General features: G+C 72.7%; 14 protein-coding genes and 1 pseudogene. 8 read left to right on the plus strand and 7 right to left on the minus strand.

Going from position 1 to position 18105, the window contains the following annotated elements:
* Positions 1 to 146, minus strand: a pseudogene (locus HFV08_RS32000) (C4-dicarboxylate transporter DctA); the annotation flags it as partial.
* 340 nt (positions 147 to 486) lie between these two features.
* On the opposite strand from HFV08_RS32000, the gene HFV08_RS29930 reads away from it, so the two are divergent.
* From HFV08_RS29930 to HFV08_RS29950, 5 genes are all read left to right on the plus strand, one after another.
* Positions 487 to 2103, plus strand: coding sequence for a sensor histidine kinase (locus tag HFV08_RS29930; protein WP_168543705.1), 1617 nt, complete (start codon positions 487 to 489; stop codon positions 2101 to 2103).
* Positions 2100 to 2789 (plus strand): response regulator, encoded by a 690-nt coding sequence (locus HFV08_RS29935; RefSeq protein ID WP_168543706.1) that lies wholly within the window; start codon positions 2100 to 2102, stop codon positions 2787 to 2789. Before HFV08_RS29930 ends, HFV08_RS29935 begins: the two co-directional genes overlap by 4 nt.
* 171 nt (positions 2790 to 2960) lie before the next feature.
* A complete protein-coding gene (locus tag HFV08_RS29940) occupies positions 2961 to 4313 on the plus strand; it encodes an extracellular solute-binding protein (protein ID WP_168543707.1) in 1353 nt (450 codons plus the stop codon).
* A 12-nt stretch (positions 4314 to 4325) separates the two neighbouring features.
* The gene (locus HFV08_RS29945; protein ID WP_168543708.1) at positions 4326 to 5249 is read left to right on the plus strand and encodes a carbohydrate ABC transporter permease; all 924 of its coding nucleotides are present in this window, start codon (positions 4326 to 4328) and stop codon (positions 5247 to 5249) included.
* A gap of 5 nt (positions 5250 to 5254) precedes the next feature.
* Positions 5255 to 6178, plus strand: coding sequence for a carbohydrate ABC transporter permease (locus HFV08_RS29950; RefSeq protein ID WP_168543709.1), 924 nt, complete (start codon positions 5255 to 5257; stop codon positions 6176 to 6178).
* Here the strand turns inward: HFV08_RS29950 and HFV08_RS29955 are convergent.
* The 6 genes from HFV08_RS29955 to HFV08_RS29980 form a co-directional block, all read right to left on the minus strand.
* Positions 6168 to 7025, minus strand: a complete 858-nt coding sequence (locus HFV08_RS29955; RefSeq protein WP_168543710.1) for an STM4011 family radical SAM protein — start codon at positions 7023 to 7025, stop codon at positions 6168 to 6170. The two genes, HFV08_RS29950 and HFV08_RS29955, sit on opposite strands and share 11 nt — an antisense overlap.
* Before the next feature lie 11 nt (positions 7026 to 7036).
* Positions 7037 to 8434: an STM4012 family radical SAM protein gene (locus tag HFV08_RS29960; protein WP_168543711.1), complete on the minus strand. Its 1398-nt coding sequence runs from the start codon at positions 8432 to 8434 to the stop codon at positions 7037 to 7039.
* The gene (locus HFV08_RS29965; RefSeq protein ID WP_168543712.1) at positions 8431 to 9243 is read right to left on the minus strand and encodes an STM4013/SEN3800 family hydrolase; all 813 of its coding nucleotides are present in this window, start codon (positions 9241 to 9243) and stop codon (positions 8431 to 8433) included. Before HFV08_RS29965 ends, HFV08_RS29960 begins: the two co-directional genes overlap by 4 nt.
* Positions 9244 to 9304: 61 nt before the next feature.
* Positions 9305 to 10576 (minus strand): STM4014 family protein, encoded by a 1272-nt coding sequence (locus tag HFV08_RS29970; RefSeq protein WP_168543713.1) that lies wholly within the window; start codon positions 10574 to 10576, stop codon positions 9305 to 9307.
* 99 nt (positions 10577 to 10675) lie between these two features.
* Positions 10676 to 11638, minus strand: coding sequence for an STM4015 family protein (locus tag HFV08_RS29975; RefSeq protein WP_168543714.1), 963 nt, complete (start codon positions 11636 to 11638; stop codon positions 10676 to 10678).
* Between the two features lie 143 nt (positions 11639 to 11781).
* The gene (locus HFV08_RS29980) at positions 11782 to 12807 is read right to left on the minus strand and encodes an ATP-dependent 6-phosphofructokinase (protein WP_168543715.1); all 1026 of its coding nucleotides are present in this window, start codon (positions 12805 to 12807) and stop codon (positions 11782 to 11784) included.
* Between the two features lie 393 nt (positions 12808 to 13200).
* Between HFV08_RS29980 and pta the strand changes: the two genes are divergently transcribed.
* From pta to pyk, 3 genes are all read left to right on the plus strand, one after another.
* Positions 13201 to 15264, plus strand: coding sequence for a phosphate acetyltransferase (gene pta / locus HFV08_RS29985; RefSeq protein WP_168543716.1), 2064 nt, complete (start codon positions 13201 to 13203; stop codon positions 15262 to 15264).
* Between the two features lie 40 nt (positions 15265 to 15304).
* A complete protein-coding gene (locus HFV08_RS29990) occupies positions 15305 to 16516 on the plus strand; it encodes an acetate kinase (RefSeq protein ID WP_168543717.1) in 1212 nt (403 codons plus the stop codon).
* A gap of 101 nt (positions 16517 to 16617) precedes the next feature.
* Complete coding sequence (pyk, locus tag HFV08_RS29995) at positions 16618 to 18042, plus strand: pyruvate kinase (protein WP_168543718.1); 1425 nt, start codon at positions 16618 to 16620, stop codon at positions 18040 to 18042.
* The last annotated feature ends 63 nt before the right edge of the window (positions 18043 to 18105 follow it).

Raw genomic sequence — 18105 nt, forward strand, 5'->3', positions numbered from 1 at the left:
GTACCGATCGGCTTCAACTCCACCGCCGCATCAGGCCAGATGAAACCCACCGCGATACCCGCCGCCACCGCGACGATCACCGCCAGATACAACAGATGAGTACGGGCGCGTCCCGCACCGGGCGCGGTTTTCTTCGCGTCGGCCATGGGCGGCTCGGCCATGGGGTGCCTCCTGGTTCGGCTTCATCGGCGTACGGTCCGACCGGTCCTGGCGGACCGGGCGGCCGGCGACCGTGAGCGGCCGGATCGTCGTGAGCGGTTGTGTGTGATCGGCCCGACCGGCGGGGAGCGCGGTGCGGTACGGCCGGTGCGTACCCCCGCTGCGGGCGGTGTACGCGGGTGTCGGCCGCGGTGGCGCACAGCGGCTCGGCGGTGCGCGATCCCGGTGACTATCCCCCCTGCCCGTGAGCTGCGTCACCCTTGCGTTCATTTCGTTCACACGCTTCGGCATTTCGTTCACACCGTGGGCGCGGCGCACACTGACCCCATGTCCCTCCGTCCCCCGTCCCGGCCGCGCAGTCTCGCCGGGCAGCTGTTCGCGATGCAGGTCGTCCTGGTGGCCCTGGTGGTCGCGGGCTGCGCGCTCTTCGCGTACTTCAGCGACGTCCGGGAGGCGGAGCAGGCCGCCCGCCGCGAGGCCACCGCGGCGGCCCGGGCGATCGCGGACTCCCCCTCGGTACGGGAGGCGGCCCGCGGCAGCGACCCCTCGGCCACGCTCCAGCCGTACGCGGAGCGGGTGCGGCGGGGCACCGGCATCGACTTCGTGACGATCATGGACACCCGGGGCATCCGCTGGACCCACCCGGACGAGCGGCGCATCGGCGAGCGCTTCCTCGGGCACATCGCCCCGGCGCTGCGCGGCGAGACCCTGTCCGAGACCTACACCGGCACCCTCGGCCCCTCGGTGCGGGTGGTCACCCCGATCCGGGACGGCGGGCGGATCACCGGCCTGGTCAGCGCGGGCATCACGGTGGAGTCGATCACCGCGCAGGTGCGCGAGCAGGTCACCGTGCTGCTCGTGGTGGCCGCGGGCGCGCTGGCCCTCGGCGGGCTCGGCACCTACTGGGTCAACGCCCGGTTGCGCCGCCATACGCACGGCATGAACGCCACCGAGCTGAGCCGGATGCACGACTACCATCAGGCGACTCTGCACGCGGTACGGGAGGGCCTGCTGATGCTGGACGGGCAGCGCCGGATCGCGCTGATCAACGACGGGGCCCGGGAGCTGCTCGGCGTCCCCTCCTCCGCGGTGGGCGCCTCCGTCGCCGATCTGGGCCTGCCCGCCCCGCTGACCGGGGCGCTGCTCGCCTCCGAGCCCCGGATGGACGAGCTGCACCTGACCGAGGACCGGGTCCTGGTGGTCAACACCTCGCCGGTCCTCGGCGGCGAGCGGCGCGGCACCGTGGTCACCCTCCGCGATCACACCGAACTCCAGTCCCTGATGGGCGAGTTGGACTCCGAGCGCGGTTTCACCCAGGCGCTGCGTTCGCAGGCGCACGAGGCGGCGAACCGGCTGCACACGGTGGTCTCGCTGATCGAGCTGGACCGGGCCGAGGACGCCGTCGACTTCGCCACCTCCGAGCTGGAGCTGGCCCAGGCGCTCACCGACCAGGTGGTGGGCGCGGTCGGCGAGCCGGTGCTCGCGGCGCTGCTGCTCGGCAAGGCGGCCCAGGCCAACGAGCGGGGCGTGGAGCTGCTGGTCTCCCCCGACAGCCGCCTCGACGACGGACTCCTGCCCGACTCGCTGCCCGCCCGGGACCTGGTCACCGTCCTCGGCAATCTGATCGACAACGCCGTGGACGCCGCCCAGGGCGTTGTCCCGCAGGCCCGGGTCACGGTCACCGCCCGCACCGAGGACGGCGCCCTGCTGCTGCGGGTCGCCGACACCGGGCCCGGCGTCGACCCGGCGCATCGCGAGGCCCTGTTCCGGCGCGGCTGGTCCACCAAGCAGGGCGGCCCCGGCGGGCGCGGCCTCGGCCTCGCCCTGGTCCGGCAGGTGGTCGCCCGGCACGGCGGCGATCTCGTACTGGACCGATCCCCGGACGGCGGCGCGGAGTTCACCGTCCGGATCCCGCTGAGCGGGCGGGAGGCGGACGGCTCATGACCGGTCAGCGCCCCGAGATCCGCGTCCTGGTGGTGGAGGACGACCCGGTCGCCGCCGACGCGCATGTGCTGTACGTGAGCCGGGTGCCCGGCTTCACGGTGACCGGCACCGCGCACTCGGCGGCCGAGGCCCGGCGCGCCCTGGACCGGGAGCCCGCCGAGCTGGTCCTGCTCGACCTGCATCTGCCGGACGGCCACGGGCTCCAGCTGGTGCGGGCGCTGCGGGCCGCCGGGCACCAGGCGGATGTGATCGCGGTGACCTCGGCGCGGGATCTCGCGGTGGTGCGCGAGGGGGTCTCGCTCGGGGTGGTGCAGTACGTCCTCAAGCCGTTCACCTTCGCCACCCTGCGCGAACGCCTCGACAGATACGCCCAGTTCAGGTCGGCGGCCGGGGAGGCGAGCGGGCAGGACGAGGTGGACCGCACCCTCGCCGCGCTGCGCGCCCCCGGTCCGGCGCAGCTGCCGAAGGGGCTCAGCGCCCCGACCCTGGAGCGGGTCACCGGCATCCTGCGCTCCTCGGCCGAGGGCGTCACCGCCACCGAGGCCGCCGCCCGCGCCGGTATCTCGCGGATCACCGCGCGCCGCTATCTGGAGCACCTGGTGACCGCCGGGCGCGCCCGGCGCAGCCCCGTCTACGGGCAGGTGGGCCGACCGGAGCTGACCTACCAGTGGGGTCGCGCGGAGTGACGCGGAGTCACGAACGCAGGCCGGGCGCAACAACGTTGTCGGCCCCGGACATCGCACCGCTGCACGACCATTGACCCTGTACGGAGGTGGCCCGTAGGTTCACCCGTCAGAGCGCGCCGCTTCACATGGCGCACCGATCCGACCACTGTCGGTCACTCTGGAGGTCGAGCCGTGCGCCCCACCGCCCCCGTACTCCTCAGCCTGGTGGTCGCCGCCGCCACCCTCACCGCCTGCGGCGGGGGTTCGGGCAGCGATCCGGACACCGTGAAGGTCGCGTACAACCGGAGCACCGACAACAAGACCCGGTACAAGGACGAGTACCTGGCGGCCATGAAGAAGCAGTTCGAGAAGGAACACCCGGGCAAGAAGGTCGAGTTGGTGCCGATCCAGGCACCCGACAACGACTACGCCACCAAGGCCCAGCAGATGATGCGCTCCCCGCGCACCGCCCCGGACCTGGTCTACGAGGACACCTTCCGGATCAACGCCGACATCAAGGCGGGGTATCTGCGGCCGCTGGACAAGGAGTTGGCCGCCTGGCCGGACTGGGAGCAGTTCGCCGACTCGGCGAAGGCGGCGGCGAAGGCCGAGGACGGCAAGACATACGGCATACCGGTCGGCACCGACACCCGGGGCCTGTGGTTCAACAAGAAGATCTTCGCCGAGGCCGGGCTGCCCGAGGACTGGAAGCCCAAGGACTGGAACGAGATCCTCACCGCCGCCCGCACCATCAAGAAGAAGGTCCCCGGCGTCACCCCGCTGAACGTCTACACCGGCAAGGCGCCCGGCGAGGCCGCCGTGATGCAGGGCTTCGAGATGCTGCTCTACGGCACCGGCAAGGACCCGCTCTACGACCCGGCGGCGAGGAAGTGGGTCACCGGCGGCAAGGGCTTCGAGGACGCGCTCGGCTTCATCGACACCGTCTACCGCGAGAAGCTCGGCCCCGATGTCTCGGACGCCCTGGACGCCAATGTGCCCACCAGCGTCGGCACCGAGTGGTTCCCCGAGGGCAAGCTCGCGATCGGCCTCGACGGCTCCTGGCTCGGGCAGAACTGGATCAACAAGGGCCCCCGGGAATGGCCGAGTTGGTCCAAGGACCTCGGCCAGGCGCCGATGCCCACCCAGCACGGCCAGGCACCCGGCGCGGTCTCCATGTCAGGCGGCTGGGCCTGGTCGATTCCGCGGAAGGCCGGCAACCCGGAGCTGGCCTTCGAGTTCGTCAAGACCCTGCAGACGAAGGAGAACGCGGTGCGCTGGGACGTCGCCGACGCCCAGATCGCCGTCCGCGAGGACGTCGCCGCCGATCCGAAGTACCTGAACTCGATGCCGGGCATCAAGTTCTTCACCTCGCTGGTCGACCGCACCCACTACCGCCCCGCGCTGCCGGTCTACCCGCAGGTCTCCACCGCCATCGGTGAGGCGATGGAGGCGGTGACCACCGACGACGCCTCACCGGCCGGAGCGGCGAAGGAGTACGACGGCCAGCTCGGGGACCTGGTCGGCGGCGCGGTGGTGAACAGGTAGCGGGGGCGGCCGATGAGCACCCTCAAGCCAACGGCGAGCCCCCTCAAGTCGCCTGCGCCGGGCGCCCGTTCGGCCCGGCGCCGGACCCGGCCGCTGCGCTGGCTGCCGCTGGCGCCCGCGACCGTGCTGCTGCTCCTCTTCCTCGCCGGGCCGATCGCCTACTGCGTCTGGATCGCCTTCACCGACATGCAGTTGAGCGGCGCCGCCGAGACCCACTTCGTCGGCCTGGACAACTTCCGCCGCGCCTTCGAGGACGAGCACTTCCGCAACGCCGTATGGCTGACGCTGGTGTTCACCTTCCTGTCCTCGCTGGTCGGCCAGAACACCCTGGGCCTCGCGCTCGCCGCGCTGATGCGCCGCGCCTCCCGCCCGGTGCGCACCCTGACCGGGGCGGTGGTGATCGGCGCCTGGGTGCTCCCGGAGATCGTGGCCGCCTTCCTGCTCTACGCCTTCTTCCGCCGCGAGGGCACCCTCAACGCGGTCCTCGACCTGCTCCATCTCCCCGGCCAGAACTGGCTGTTCACGCTGCCGATCCTCGCGGTCTCCTTCGCCAACGTCTGGCGCGGCACCGCCTTCTCGATGCTCGTCTACTCCGCCGCGCTCGCCGAGATCCCCAAGGAGCTGACCGAGGCCGCCGAGATGGACGGGGCACGCGGCTGGCGGCGCCTGGTGTACGTGACGCTGCCGCTGATCCGCCGCTCCATCGCCACCAATCTGATGCTCAACACCCTGCAGACCCTCTCCGTCTTCGGCCTCATCTGGGCGATGACCAAGGGCGGCCCCGGCGACCGCTCCACCACCCTGCCGATCTTCATGTACGACCAGGCCTTCACCAAGACGCTGATCGGCTACGGCACCGCGGTCGCCCTGCTGCTCCTGCTGGTCGGCGCGCTGTTCTCGGCCGTGTATCTGCGTCTGATCCGGGATGAGGTGTGAGGAGCGTGTCGCTACGCGAAGCCCGCCAGGAAGCCGCCGGGCAGGGCACCGAGAAGACCTCGGGGCCGCCGAGCGCGGATCCGCCACGCCGCGCCCGCCGTCAACTCCGCCGCCCCGCACGCCAGAAGCTCGCCGCCAACGCCGCGCTGCTCGTCCTCGCCGCCGCCTTCGCGCTGCCGCTCGCCTGGCTGGTGCTCTCCTCGGTGGACAGCGCCGCCACCCTGCGCACCCGGGTCCCCGACTCGGTGACGGGCGAGAACTTCTCGGCGGTGTGGAACGAGGAGATCACCTTCACCCCGATGCTCAACAGCCTGCTGCTGTGCGGCAGCGGCACCCTGCTCACGGTGGTCTGCGCGGCGCTCGCGGCCTATCCGCTCTCCCGCCTGCGCTCCCGGCTGACCCGCCCCTACCTGCTCACCGTCATCTTCAGCACCAGCCTGCCGATCACCGCGATCATGGTCCCGGTCTACGGGCTCTTCGTCCAGGTCAACCTGGTCGACACCATGTACGGCACCGCGCTCTTCCTGGCGGCGACCCAACTCCCCTTCGCCATCTGGCTGATGAAGAACTTCATGGACGGCGTCCCGGTCGTCCTGGAGGAGGCCGCCTGGACCGACGGCGCCTCCGGCCTCCAGTCCCTCCTCCGGATCGTGCTGCCGCTGATGGGCCCCGGGGTGGCCGTGGTGACCGTCTACTCCTTCGTCATGATGTGGGGCAACTTCTTCGTCCCCTTCATGCTGCTGCTCTCCCCCGACCAACTGCCCGCGTCCGTCTCGGTCTACGGCCTCTTCGGCAACTACGGGACCGTGGTCTACGGGCAGTTGGCGGCCTTCTCGATGCTGTACTCCACCCCCGTGGTCCTGCTCTACATCCTGGTCGCCCGCCGCCTCGGCGGCGGCTTCGCCCTGGGGGCGGCGGTCAAGGGCTGAGCGGGCCCCCCGCCGGGATGCGTTCCAGGACTCCGCCCGCGAAGACGTCGTACAGCGGCAGGCTCTCCAGGTGGACGTAGCCGATATGGCAGTCGCAGACGGCGAGCGGGCAGGGGCGGGGGCGCAGGGCGGTGCGGTAGGAGCCGTCGTAGAGGTTGCCGAGGGTGCCGGGGACGAAGTGGCAGCGGCGTACGGTGCCTTCGCCGTCCACGGAGACGACCGAGGCGCCGGTACGGCAGGGCAGACCGGCGCTGCGGTGCGGGTGGCGGCTGTACGGGAAGAGCGGGTCGAGGGCCGTCCACCGGGCAGCCTCCTCGTCGGTGTAGGTGTGGCCCTCGGCGGCGTTGATCCAGAGGTAGACGTGCTCGGGCAGCTCGGTGCGCAACCGCCGTGCCGCCGCGAGGTGTTCGGGCAGCCCGACCACGCCGACGCTGAACCGCACGCCGGCCTCGGCGAGTTCGCGGCACTTGCCGAGGAAGCGGTCGTAGGGGGTCTGGCCGGGGTGGAAGGTGCACCACAGGGCGAGGGTGTCCGGGTCGGCGTCGGCGAGCCAGTCGGTGCGGCAGCTCAGATTGGTCTGGATGGCGACCCGGCGCAGGTGCGGGAGGCGGGAGAGCCGGGCCAGCGTGGTCCGGTACCAGGAGCGCACCAGGCCCTCGCCCCAGGGCGTGAAGAGCAGCGAGAGCTCGTCCCCGGTGGCCGCCTCCGCCCAGTCGGCGAACCGCTCCAGGCAGGCGCGGTCGTGGCGCAGCTGGGCGGGCGCGTCCCGGCGCTTGGCGAAGGGGCAGTACGGGCAGTCGTAGTCGCAGGAGGCCAGCGGCCCCCGGTACAGCAGCGTCAACTCCACGGCGCTCAGCCCTACTTGAGTTCGTAGGCGGCCATGGCGGCACGCACCGGGGCGGAGTAGAGGGCGGGGCCGAGCGCGTCCGAGTGGGCGAGTCCCTCGGGGGTCAGCCGCAGGACGCCCGCGGGGCTCGCGGTGTCCAGCCAGCCGCGGTCCGCGAACTGCCCGAACTCGCGCGGGAAGTCCTCGGCCGGCCCGGTGCCGAAGCGGGCGGTGTAGGCGGCCAGCTCCATGCCCTCGGCCCGGAGCAGGGATTGGAGCAGATGGCGGCGCCTGGGCTCGTCGCCGTCCAGGGCGCGGCCGTACTCGGCGTACCCGAAGTCCTCGGCCGGGCGGGCGGTGAACTCGTCGATGATGCCGCGTATCCGGCGGGTGCCGACCGCGTAGTCGAAGGAGTAGTGCAGCGCCGAGGTGTAGGAACGGGCGCCGCAGCCGAGGCCGACCATGCCGTCGCGCTGGCAGGAGTAGTCGTCCTCGCCCTCCTCAGGGGCGTCGGGGCGGCGGAACATCCGCATCGAGTGCTGCACGTACCCGGCGGCGAGGAGGTGGTCGCGGCCGTGGCGGTAGAGCCGCAGCCGCCGGGCGTCCCACTCCGGGTCGGCGGTGTCGGTGCGCCCGTCGAGGCCGGTGCCGGGGCGTACGTACAGCGGGTAGAGGTACAGCTCCTCCGGCCGCCAGGCGAGGGCGGCGTCCAGCGAGTGGCGCCAACTGGCCTCCGTCTGGCCGTCGATGCCGTAGATCAGGTCGATGTTGAGGACCGGTATGCGGGCCTCGCGGACGCGGCCGAGCGCCGCCTCCACCTCGGCGCGGCGCTGCGGGCGCACCGCGGCGCGGGCCTCTGCGTCCACGAAGCTCTGCACGCCGAGGCTCAGCCGGGTGGTGCCGCGCTCGGCGAGTACGGCGAGGCGGTCGGCGGTGGCGGTCGCCGGGGAGGCCTCCACGGAGAGCGGGATCGCGCGCAGCTCCGCGCCCATCCGGTGCTCGGCGATGTCGCAGAGCCGGGTCAGCTCGGCGGCGGTCAGGAAGGTCGGGGTGCCGCCCCCGAAGGCGGCGTTGGCGAAGCGCACCCGACCGGTGCCGCCTTCGGGGGTGCCGCTCTCCTCCAGGGCCGCGCGGACCGTTCGGGCCTGGCGCTCCAGGGCGTCGAGGTAGGCGCCGGTCAGGCCCTCGGGCGCGCCGATGCGGGTGAAGAGGTTGCAGAAGCCGCAGCGCACCTCGCAGAAGGGGATGTGCAGATAGAGCGAGAGCGCGTCCTTCGGCTCGCCCGCCCACAGCTCGCGCAGCGCGGGGCGGTCGGCGCGCTCGCGGTAGGAGGTCTTGTGCGGGTACCCGTAGACATAGCTCTGGTACGGGCCGCCGGCGGGCAGCGCCTCGGGGGCGGCCGGGCCGGTGGGGTGCGTCGCGGTGCTCATGGTGCCTCGGTGGGGTTCAGGAGGAAGTGGGCGTAGGGCACGGTCCACACGGACTCGTGGCCGAGGCGGTGACCGGTCCAGCCGTCGTCGCCGTAGGCGGTGCCGTGGTCGGAGCAGACGACGGCGAAGCAGGGGCGGCGGCTGCTCGCGGCGGCGAAGAGGCGGCCGATGTGCCGGTCCACGTACTCCAGGGCGGCGGCGTGGCTGGCCCGGGTGTCACCGTCCTCACGGGTGGCGCCGGGCAGGTGGAACCAGTTCGGCTGATGCAGCGCCGAGACATTGACGAAGAGGAACAGCCGCTGTTCATGCGGGAGTTGTGCCACCACCTGCTCGGCCTTCTCGACCTGGGCCTCGAAGGAGCGGGGCGAGGTGACGCCGAACTCGGGCTCCCAGTACGACTCCTGGAAGAGCGAGGGCAGCACCGAGCCGAGCGGGCCCTGCTTGTTGAAGAAGCCGACACCGCCGAGGCAGACCGTGCGGTACCCGGCCGCCGCGAGGCCCGTGACCAGATCCGGGGTGTCGTAGACGAAGGTGTCCGGGGCGGTGGACTCGCTGCCCGCGAAGCGCGCGGCGAAGAGGCGCGGATGAGGTCCGGGCGCCGCCGGGGTGGGCAGGAACCCGGCGAAGATCGCCTGGTGCGAGGCGTAGGTGAAGCTGCCGGGCGCGTGCCGCTTCTCCCAGCGGCCGCCCGGCAGGTACCGGGCGAGGTGCGGGAGCCGCCCGGCCGCCGCCGACTCCTCGGCCACGTCGTGGCGCAGGGTGTCGAGGGTGACGAGGAGGAGGTCGTGACTGCCGACGACGCGGTTCATGTCGGGGGCGGAGTGATCAGGACGGGCAGGGGCCTGTCCCGGGGCCGGAGTCGAGGCGGGTTCAGACAGGGGCATCGGCGTTCTCCGCTCCGTTGTCGCCGGGGGCCGGGACCCCGGGCCCTAGCCCGGGCCCGGGCCCGAGCGGGTGCCTGCGGGGACGCTCGCCCCGCTCCCCGCGCAGGACCGCCGCGATCTGCGCCCCGTACGTGTCGAGACCCTCCGCGCCGCTGCCCGGCAGCCCCGTCAGGCCCGGGAGCAGGTCGCCGAAGGCGTTGACCTCGCCGACCGTGAAGCGCCGCCAGCCGAGGGCCGGAAGCAGGTCGACCCCGACGCACAGGGTGCCCGGGAAGCAGGCCGCGGCCCGCTCGCAGAGGGCGAGGGCCTCGCCCCAGTCGGCGCCGGCCGCCTCCACCGCGGCCCGGGCGGCGGCCAGATCGCCGCGGGCGCCGCCGAGGTGCAGATTGGTCATGGGGTGGCGGCTGGTGCGCACCACGGCGTGGGTGGCGCGACCTGCGACGACGACCACTCGCAGATCGGCGGCCCGGCCCCGCTGTCCCGCCTTCGGCAGCCAGCGCTCCAGGTGCAGTCCGTCCGGGGCGAGGGCGTCCACCAGCGCGGCGACCTCGCGCTCCGTCGTGTGGCGCCGTACCCGCAGGGAGTTGAACAGGCGGCCGTCCGGGGCGAGTTCGGCGGAGGTGGTGGCGCGGATCCGGCCGCCGCTCGCCGACTCGACGGCCAGCACCCCGGAGGCCGAGGAGCCGTGCGCGAGCTTGACGAACAGACGCGGCATCCGCCGCTCGCGCATCAGCTCCCGTACGTCCGCCCAGCCGCGCACCGGCGCCCCGTCCGGCCCCGAGGTCGGTGACTCGGGCACCGGGACGCCTGCCGCGCGCAGCACCCCGTGGCAGCGGCGCTTGTCGAAGAGGACGGCCAGCTCCTCGGGGTCGTCGAGCGGCAGGCCGCCGCTCAGCCCGCGGACGGCGGCGGTGAACCGCGCGTACCAGCGGGCCGTGCCCTCCACCCGGGTCGGCTCGCCGGCGCCCCGGAGCAGCCGGTCGACCTCCGGGTTCTCCCCGGGTGAGTCGACACGGACGTACTCCTCCGGCGCGAACACGGCGCCGCCCTCCCGCAGTACGTCCCGCCAGGCGAGCACCCGCGGGGCGGGCAGCCCGGCGGCGCGCACCGCGGTGGTGAACAGGCCCACCCGGCGGTTCTCCGGGTTGCCGACCACCGCGAAGCGCGGCGGGGCCGCGAGGGTCTCGGCGGCCGCGGGGCTCTCGGCGGAGTCACGGGGCTCCGCGGCCGCAGGGGTCTCAACTGCCGTGTGCCGCATGCCCCGCCGTCCTGTGCCCCGGCCGCCGGGCGCTCCCGAAGCGGCCGTCGCCAAGGGGAGCGTCGGCGCGGTGGCCCTGCTCCCGGCCGCGCGGCACGCTCACTCCGCCACCGCGACGTAGCGGTGCACTTCGCCGTCGTCGTCCTCGTAGCTGTCGGCACCGTCCTCGTCCAGGTCGAGCAGGACACCGGAGGGCTGGAGCGTCTCGCGTATCCGCTCCTTCACCTCCTCGCCGAGGTAGTGGTGGTGCAGGTCGAGCTTGCTGAGGTGGGTCAGGGGCTGGCCTTCGATCAGGGCGGTGGCGCCCTTGTCGGTGAGCACGCCCATCGACAGGTCGAGCACGCTGAGCCGGGGCACCACCGGGGCGGTGGCGCAGGAGGCGGCGATCTCGTCCTGGAACTGGCTGTTGCGCAGCGCGAGATGCTCAAGCCGCGGGAAATCGGCGCCGATGAGGAAGGGGTCCAGGTCCTCGACCTCGGCGTCGCCGCCGTACTGCTCGTCGCCCAGCCACAGGTCCAGGTGGCGCAGCTCGGGCAGCCGGCTCGCGGCGATGCCGCGGACCACGGCGGCGGGCAGGCCCCCGGTCTGCACGGTCAGCGCGCGCAGCTTCTCGTGCCGCACGGTGGAGAAGGCGAGTTCGTTGCCGCCGCGTACGCCGAACTCCTCCAGCTCCGGGAAGGCGTTGAGCAGCGGGGCCACATCGCTCTGCACGATCCAGGAGATCTCGCACTCCTCGGAGCCCATGTCGCCGAGGAAGAGCGAACGCAGGGCGGGCAGTTGCTCCTTCGCGGCGACCAGGGACCCGATCACCTCGGCGCTGCTGTTCTCGTAGGCCTCCTCCCAGGCACCGATGATCAGCGCGCGCACCCGGGTGGTGTCGACCGCGCCGAGGAACCGGGCGAAGGCCGCCTCCCAGGGCTCCTCGGAGTCGTACACATCGGAGGCGATCCGCCAGGCCACGGTCCCGGCGTCCGGCAGGGCGGCCCCCGACTCGTCGTCCGGGCCGGGGAAGGTGAAGGCGGGCAGGCCGTGCAGCTCCTGCAAATGCTCGCCGAGGATCATCGAGAGGCTCCTGGGGTGCGAAGAGTGCCGCCGTTCGGCACGCCAGAAGTTCTACCAAGCCCCACCGACAACGGCCCCCGGGGAGCCCGCCACCGGCGCCGGGGCCCGCCTCGGAAGACGGGCCGCCGGCCCCGGGACCCGCTCTAGAAGACCGATTCCGCCTCGTCCATCCGGTCCTTGGGGACCGTCTTCAGCTCGGACACCGCGTCCGCCAGCGGGGCCATCACGATCTCGGTGCCGCGCAGCGCCGTCATCATGCCGAACTCGCCGCGGTGCGCGGCCTCCACGGCGTGCCAGCCGAAGCGGTTGGCGAGGACGCGGTCGTAGGCGGTGGGGGTGCCGCCGCGCTGGACGTGGCCGAGGATGACCGGCTTGGCCTCCTTGCCGAGGCGGCGCTCCAGCTCGTAGGCGAGGGCGGTGCCGATGCCCTGGAAGCGCTCGTGGCCGAATTTGTCGATCTCACCCTTGAGGTAGTCCATCGAGCCCTCGGCGGGATGGGCGCCCTCGGCCACGCAGATCACGGCGAACTTCTTGCCGCGGGCGAACCGCTCCTCGACCATCGCGACCAGGCTGGCCGGGTCGAAGGGGCGCTCGGGCAGGCAGATGCCGTGCGCACCGCCCGCCATGCCGGACTCCAGCGCGATCCAGCCCGCGTGCCGGCCCATGACCTCGACGACCATCACGCGCTGGTGCGACTCGGCGGTGGTCTTGAGCCGGTCCATCGCCTCGGTGGCGACGCCGACCGCGGTGTCGAAGCCGAAGGTGCGGTCGGTGGCGGAGATGTCGTTGTCGATGGTCTTGGGGACGCCGACCACCGGCAGACCGCTGTCGCCGAGCATCCGGGCGGCGGTCAGGGTGCCCTCGCCGCCGATCGGGATCAGCGCGTCGATGCCGAACTCGACGGCCATGTCGGCGACGTTCTCGCAGGCCTCGGTCAGCCGGTTCCGCTCCAGGCGGGAGGAGCCGAGGATGGTGCCGCCGCGGGCCAGGATGCCGCTGACCGCGTTGAGGTCGAGGGGGCGGTACCGGCCTTCGAGAAGGCCCGCGAAACCGTCCTCGAAGCCGATGACCTCGTCGCCGTACTGGGCCACCGCCCGGTGCACCACGGACCGGATCACCGCGTTCAGACCAGGGCAGTCGCCGCCTGCCGTCAGTACGCCGATTCGCATCGTGCCGTCTCTCCCGCTCGCTCGTGGCCGGTTCGGTGGGGGTGCCGCCGATTCTTTCACGCCGCGCGACGGGGCCCGCCGCCCCTGTGGACAACCGGAGTTTTCCACAGGCACGAACGCGGTTCGCCCCGGCGGCATACTCTCGCCGCGAGGCCTCCGAGGGGCCCGTCCGGGACCCCGGCCCGGGCGTCGGCGGCGCGGTGCGCCCAGGCGCCGGACCGGGTCCAGGCCGGGCCGCACCCAGGGGCGCCGCACCAGGGCCCGCGGGTATCGTCGGGGAGGTCCGCCCGGGGTCGCGCAGACCCTGTCCGGGCCTCGGAGGTACCGGCAGGCGGCGGCAGGCCCAAGAACGCAGGCTGAGACCGAGAACACCGAGGGGACGGAGAGCACGGCGTGACACGCAGCGTGTACGTGACCGGGACGGACCGGGGCGACGGCCGCCAGGTCGTCGAGCTGGGCGTGATGGAACTGCTCACCCGGCAGGTCGACCGGGTGGGCGTCTTCCGGCCGCTGGTCCACGACGGCCCGGACCGCCTCTTCGAGCTGCTGCGCGCCCGGTACCGGCTCTCCCAGGAGCCGGCGACCGTCTACGGGATGGACCAGCAGGACGCCGCGGCCCTCCAGGCCGACAAGGGCACCGACGAACTCGTCTCGCAGCTCGTCGAGCGCTTCCACGCGGTCGCCCGCGCCTACGAGGTCGTCCTCGTCCTCGGCACCGACTTCGCGGACAGCCAGCTGCCCGACGAACTCGCCCTCAACGCCCGGCTCGCCAACGAGTTCGGCGCCCCGGTGGTGACCGTCGTCGGCGGCCGCGGCCAGAGCGCGGAGTCGGTGGAGGCGGAGACCCGCAACGCCCACCGGGCCTACGCGGGCCTGGGCTGCGAGGTCCTCGCCCTGGTGGTGAACCGGGTGGAGCCCGCGCACCGGGACGCGGTCGAGCGCGCCCTCGGCTCGCACATGCCGGTGCCCTGCTATGTGCTGCCGGACGAGCCCGCGCTCGCCGCGCCCACCGTGCGGCAGATCTCCCAGGCCCTCGGCGGCACCGTCCTGCTCGGCGACGACGCGGGGCTCTCCCGGGACGCCCTCGACTTCGTCTTCGGCGGCGCCATGCTGCCGAACTTCCTGGCCGCGCTGACCCCGGGCTGCCTGGTGGTCACCCCCGGGGACCGCGCCGACCTGGTGGTGGGCTCCTTCGCCGCGCACAGCGCGGGCACCCCCTCCATCGCGGGCGTGCTGCTCACCCTCGGGGAGCGGCCGAGCCGGGAGGTGCTGACCCTCGCCGAGCGGCTCGCCCCCGGCACCGCGGTGATCTCGGTGCCCGGCAACAGCTTCCCCACCGCGGGTGAACTCTTCGCCCTGGAAGGCAAGTTGAACGCCGCCACGCCCCGCAAGGCGGAGACCGCGCTCGGCCTCTTCGAGCGGCACGTGGACACCGCGGCGCTCAGCGAGCGGGTCTCGGCGCCGCGCAGCGAGCGGGTCACCCCGATGATGTTCGAGCGGCAGCTGCTCGAACAGGCCCGCGCCGACAAGCGCCGGGTGGTGCTCCCGGAGGGCACCGAGGAGCGGGTGCTGCGGGCCGCCGACGTCCTGCTGCGGCGCGGGGTCTGCGAGCTGACGCTGCTCGGCCCCGTCGAGCAGATCCGCAAGAAGGCCGCCGACCTCGGTGTGGACCTCACCGGCGCCGAGCTGACCGACCCGGCCGACTCCCCGCTGCGGCAGCGCTTCGCGGAGCGGTACGCGGCGCTGCGGGCGCACAAGGGCGTGAGCGTGGAGCTGGCGCACGACGTCGTCGCGGACGTCAACTACTTCGGCACCCTGATGGTGCAGGAGGGCCTCGCGGACGGCATGGTCTCCGGCTCGGTGCACTCCACGGCCGCGACCATCCGGCCCGCCTTCGAGATCATCAAGACCAAGCCGGACACCGCGATCGTCTCCTCGGTCTTCTTCATGTGCCTCGCCGACAAGGTCCTCGTCTACGGGGACTGCGCGGTCAACCCGGACCCGGGCGCCGAGCAGCTCGCGGACATCGCGGTCCAGTCCGCCGACACCGCGCGGCAGTTCGGCGTGGCACCGCGGGTGGCGATGCTCTCGTACTCCACCGGCAGTTCGGGATCCGGCGCCGATGTCGACAAGGTGCGCGCGGCCACCGAGCTGCTCCGCTCGCGGCGCCCCGACCTGAAGACGGAGGGGCCGATCCAGTACGACGCGGCGGTGGAGCCGAGCGTCGCGGCGACCAAGCTGCCCGGCTCCGAGGTGGCGGGGCAGGCGAGCGTGCTGATCTTCCCCGACCTGAACACCGGCAACAACACCTACAAGGCGGTGCAGCGTTCGGCGGGCGCGGTCGCGGTGGGGCCGGTGCTCCAGGGGCTGCGCAAGCCGGTGAACGACCTCTCGCGCGGCGCCCTCGTCCAGGACATCGTCAACACGGTCGCCATCACGGCGATCCAGGCCCAGTGAGCGGTCGGCGGACCAGCGCCGGCCAGGAAGGCAGTACCCCGTGACGGCAGCGGCCTCCCGCGTCCTCGTCCTCAACTCCGGCTCCTCGTCGGTCAAATACCAGCTGCTCGACATGCGCACCCTGCAGCGCCTGGCCACCGGCCTGGTCGAGCGCATCGGCGAGGAGGGCGCGCGCCTGGTGCACACGCCCCTGAACGGCGGCGCCGAGCGCGAGCGCACCGGGGAGTTCGCCGACCACGCGGCGGCGCTGCGGGCCGTCGCCGAGGAGCTGTCGGCGGACGGGCTCGGTCTCGACTCCCCCGAGCTGGCCGCCATCGGGCACCGGGTGGTGCACGGCGGTCTCTCCTTCACCGAGCCGACGGTGATCGACGAGGAGGTGCTCACCGAGATCGAGCGCCTGGTCCCGCTGGCCCCGCTGCACAACCCGGCCAATCTCCTCGGCATCCGCACCGCGCGCGAGCTGCGCCCCGACCTGCCGCAGGTCGCGGTCTTCGACACCGCCTTCCACACCACGATGCCGGAGTACGCGGCCCGTTACGCCCTGGACGCGAAGACCGCCGACGCGCACCGGATCCGCCGCTACGGCTTCCACGGCACCTCGCACGCCTTCGTCAGCCGGGCGGCCGCCGCCCTCCTCGGCAAGGACCCCGGCGAGACCAACCTGATCGTCCTGCACCTGGGCAACGGCGCCTCCGCCTCGGCGGTGCGCGGCGGCAGCTGCGTGGACACCTCGATGGGGCTGACCCCCTTGGAGGGGCTGGTGATGGGTACCCGCTCCGGGGACATCGACCCGGCGGTGATCTTCCATCTGATGCGCAACGCCGGCATGGACGCCGGGGAGGTCGACGACCTGCTCAACAAGCGGAGCGGGCTGATCGGGCTGTGCGGCGCCAACGACATGCGGGAGATCCAGCGCCGGATCGAGGAGGGCGACGCGGCGGCCCGGCTGGCCTTCGAGATCTATGTGCACCGCCTGAAGAAGTACCTGGGCGCCTACTACGCGGTGCTCGGCCGGGTGGACGCGGTGGTCTTCACGGCGGGTGTCGGCGAGAACGCGGCACCGGTGCGCGAGGCTGCCCTCAGCGGTCTCGAAGGCCTCGGCCTGGAGGTCGACGCCGAGCTGAACGCCGTACGGTCGAAGGAGCCCCGGCTGATCTCGCCCGCCGGAGCGCGGGTCGCGGTCGCCGTGGTGCCGACCGACGAGGAACTGGAGATCGCGCATCAGACGTACGCACTGGTCAGCGCCGAGTGAGCGGGGCGGCGAGCCCGGTGCCCGGCGGCCGGGACCGGGGGACGCCCGGTGGCCGCTCCGTGAATATTCCGCTTCGAAACAAACCCGATAGGATCCGCACCATGCGCCGTTCCAAAATCGTCTGCACGCTGGGTCCCGCCGTCGACTCCTACGAGCAGCTCAAGACGCTCCTCGACGCCGGGATGAACGTGGCCCGTTTCAACATGAGCCACGGCACCCACTCCGACCACGAGGCCCGTTACCACCGTCTGCGGCAGGCAGCCCAGGACTCCGGCCGCGCGGTCGGCGTGCTCGCCGACCTCCAGGGCCCGAAGATCCGCCTGGAGACCTTCGCCGAGGGCCCGGTGGAGCTGGTCCGCGGGGACGAGTTCACCATCACCGCCGAGGACGTGCCCGGCGACAAGTCGATCTGCGGCACCACCTACAAGGGCCTGCCCGGCGATGTCTCCAAGGGCGACACCGTCCTGATCAACGACGGCAACGTCGAGCTCAAGGTGACCGGCGTGGAGGGCCCCCGGGTCACCACGATCGTGATCGAGGGCGGCGTCATCTCCGATCACAAGGGCATCAACCTGCCCGGCGCGGCGGTGAACGTCCCCGCGCTCTCGGAGAAGGACATCGAGGACCTGCGCTTCGCGCTGCGGATGGGCTGCGACCTGGTGGCGCTCTCCTTCGTGCGGGACGCGGACGACGTCAAGGACGTCCACAAGATCATGGACGAGGAGGGCCGCCGGGTCCCCGTCATCGCCAAGGTGGAGAAGCCGCAGGCGGTGGCGAACATGGAGTCCGTGGTGATGGCCTTCGACGGGGTGATGGTGGCGCGCGGCGACCTGGCCGTGGAGTACCCGCTCGAAAGGGTCCCGATGGTGCAGAAGCGCCTCATCGAGCTGTGCCGCCGCAATGCCAAGCCGGTGATCGTGGCGACCCAGATGATGGAGTCGATGATCACCAACTCCCGTCCCACCCGCGCCGAGGCGAGCGATGTCGCCAACGCGATCCTGGACGGCGCCGACGCGGTGATGCTCTCCGCCGAGTCGAGCGTGGGCGCCTATCCGATCGAGACCGTGAAGACGATGTCGAAGATCGTCACGGCGGCCGAGGAGGAGCTGCTCTCCAAGGGCCTCCAGCCGCTGGTGCCGGGCAAGAAGCCGCGTACCCAGGGCGGTTCGGTGGCCCGCGCGGCCTGCGAGATCGCCGACTTCCTCGGCGGCAAGGGCCTGGTCGGCTTCACCAAGTCCGGTGACACCGCCCGCCGCCTGTCCCGCTACCGCGCCGCGCAGCCGATCCTCGCCTTCACCACCGAGGAGAGCACCCGCAACCAGCTGACGCTGAGCTGGGGCGTGGAGTCCTTCGTGGTGCCGTACGTGGAGACCACCGACGCCATGGTCGAGCTGGTCGACGCCGAGCTGGTGAAGCTGAACCGCTTCAACGGCGGCGACACGGTGGTCATGACCGCGGGCTCGCCCCCCGGCGTCCCGGGCACCACCAACATGGTCCTGGTGCACCACCTCGGCAGCTCCCGCTAGCAGCGGGCCGGAAGCCCTGGCCGGGGCACAACTGCCGCCCCGGCCAAGGCTTTTGGCCCGCTC

This window comes from Streptomyces physcomitrii (assembly GCF_012273655.1).
In the GTDB taxonomy this organism is placed as follows: Bacteria; Actinomycetota; Actinomycetes; order Streptomycetales; family Streptomycetaceae; genus Streptomyces; species Streptomyces physcomitrii.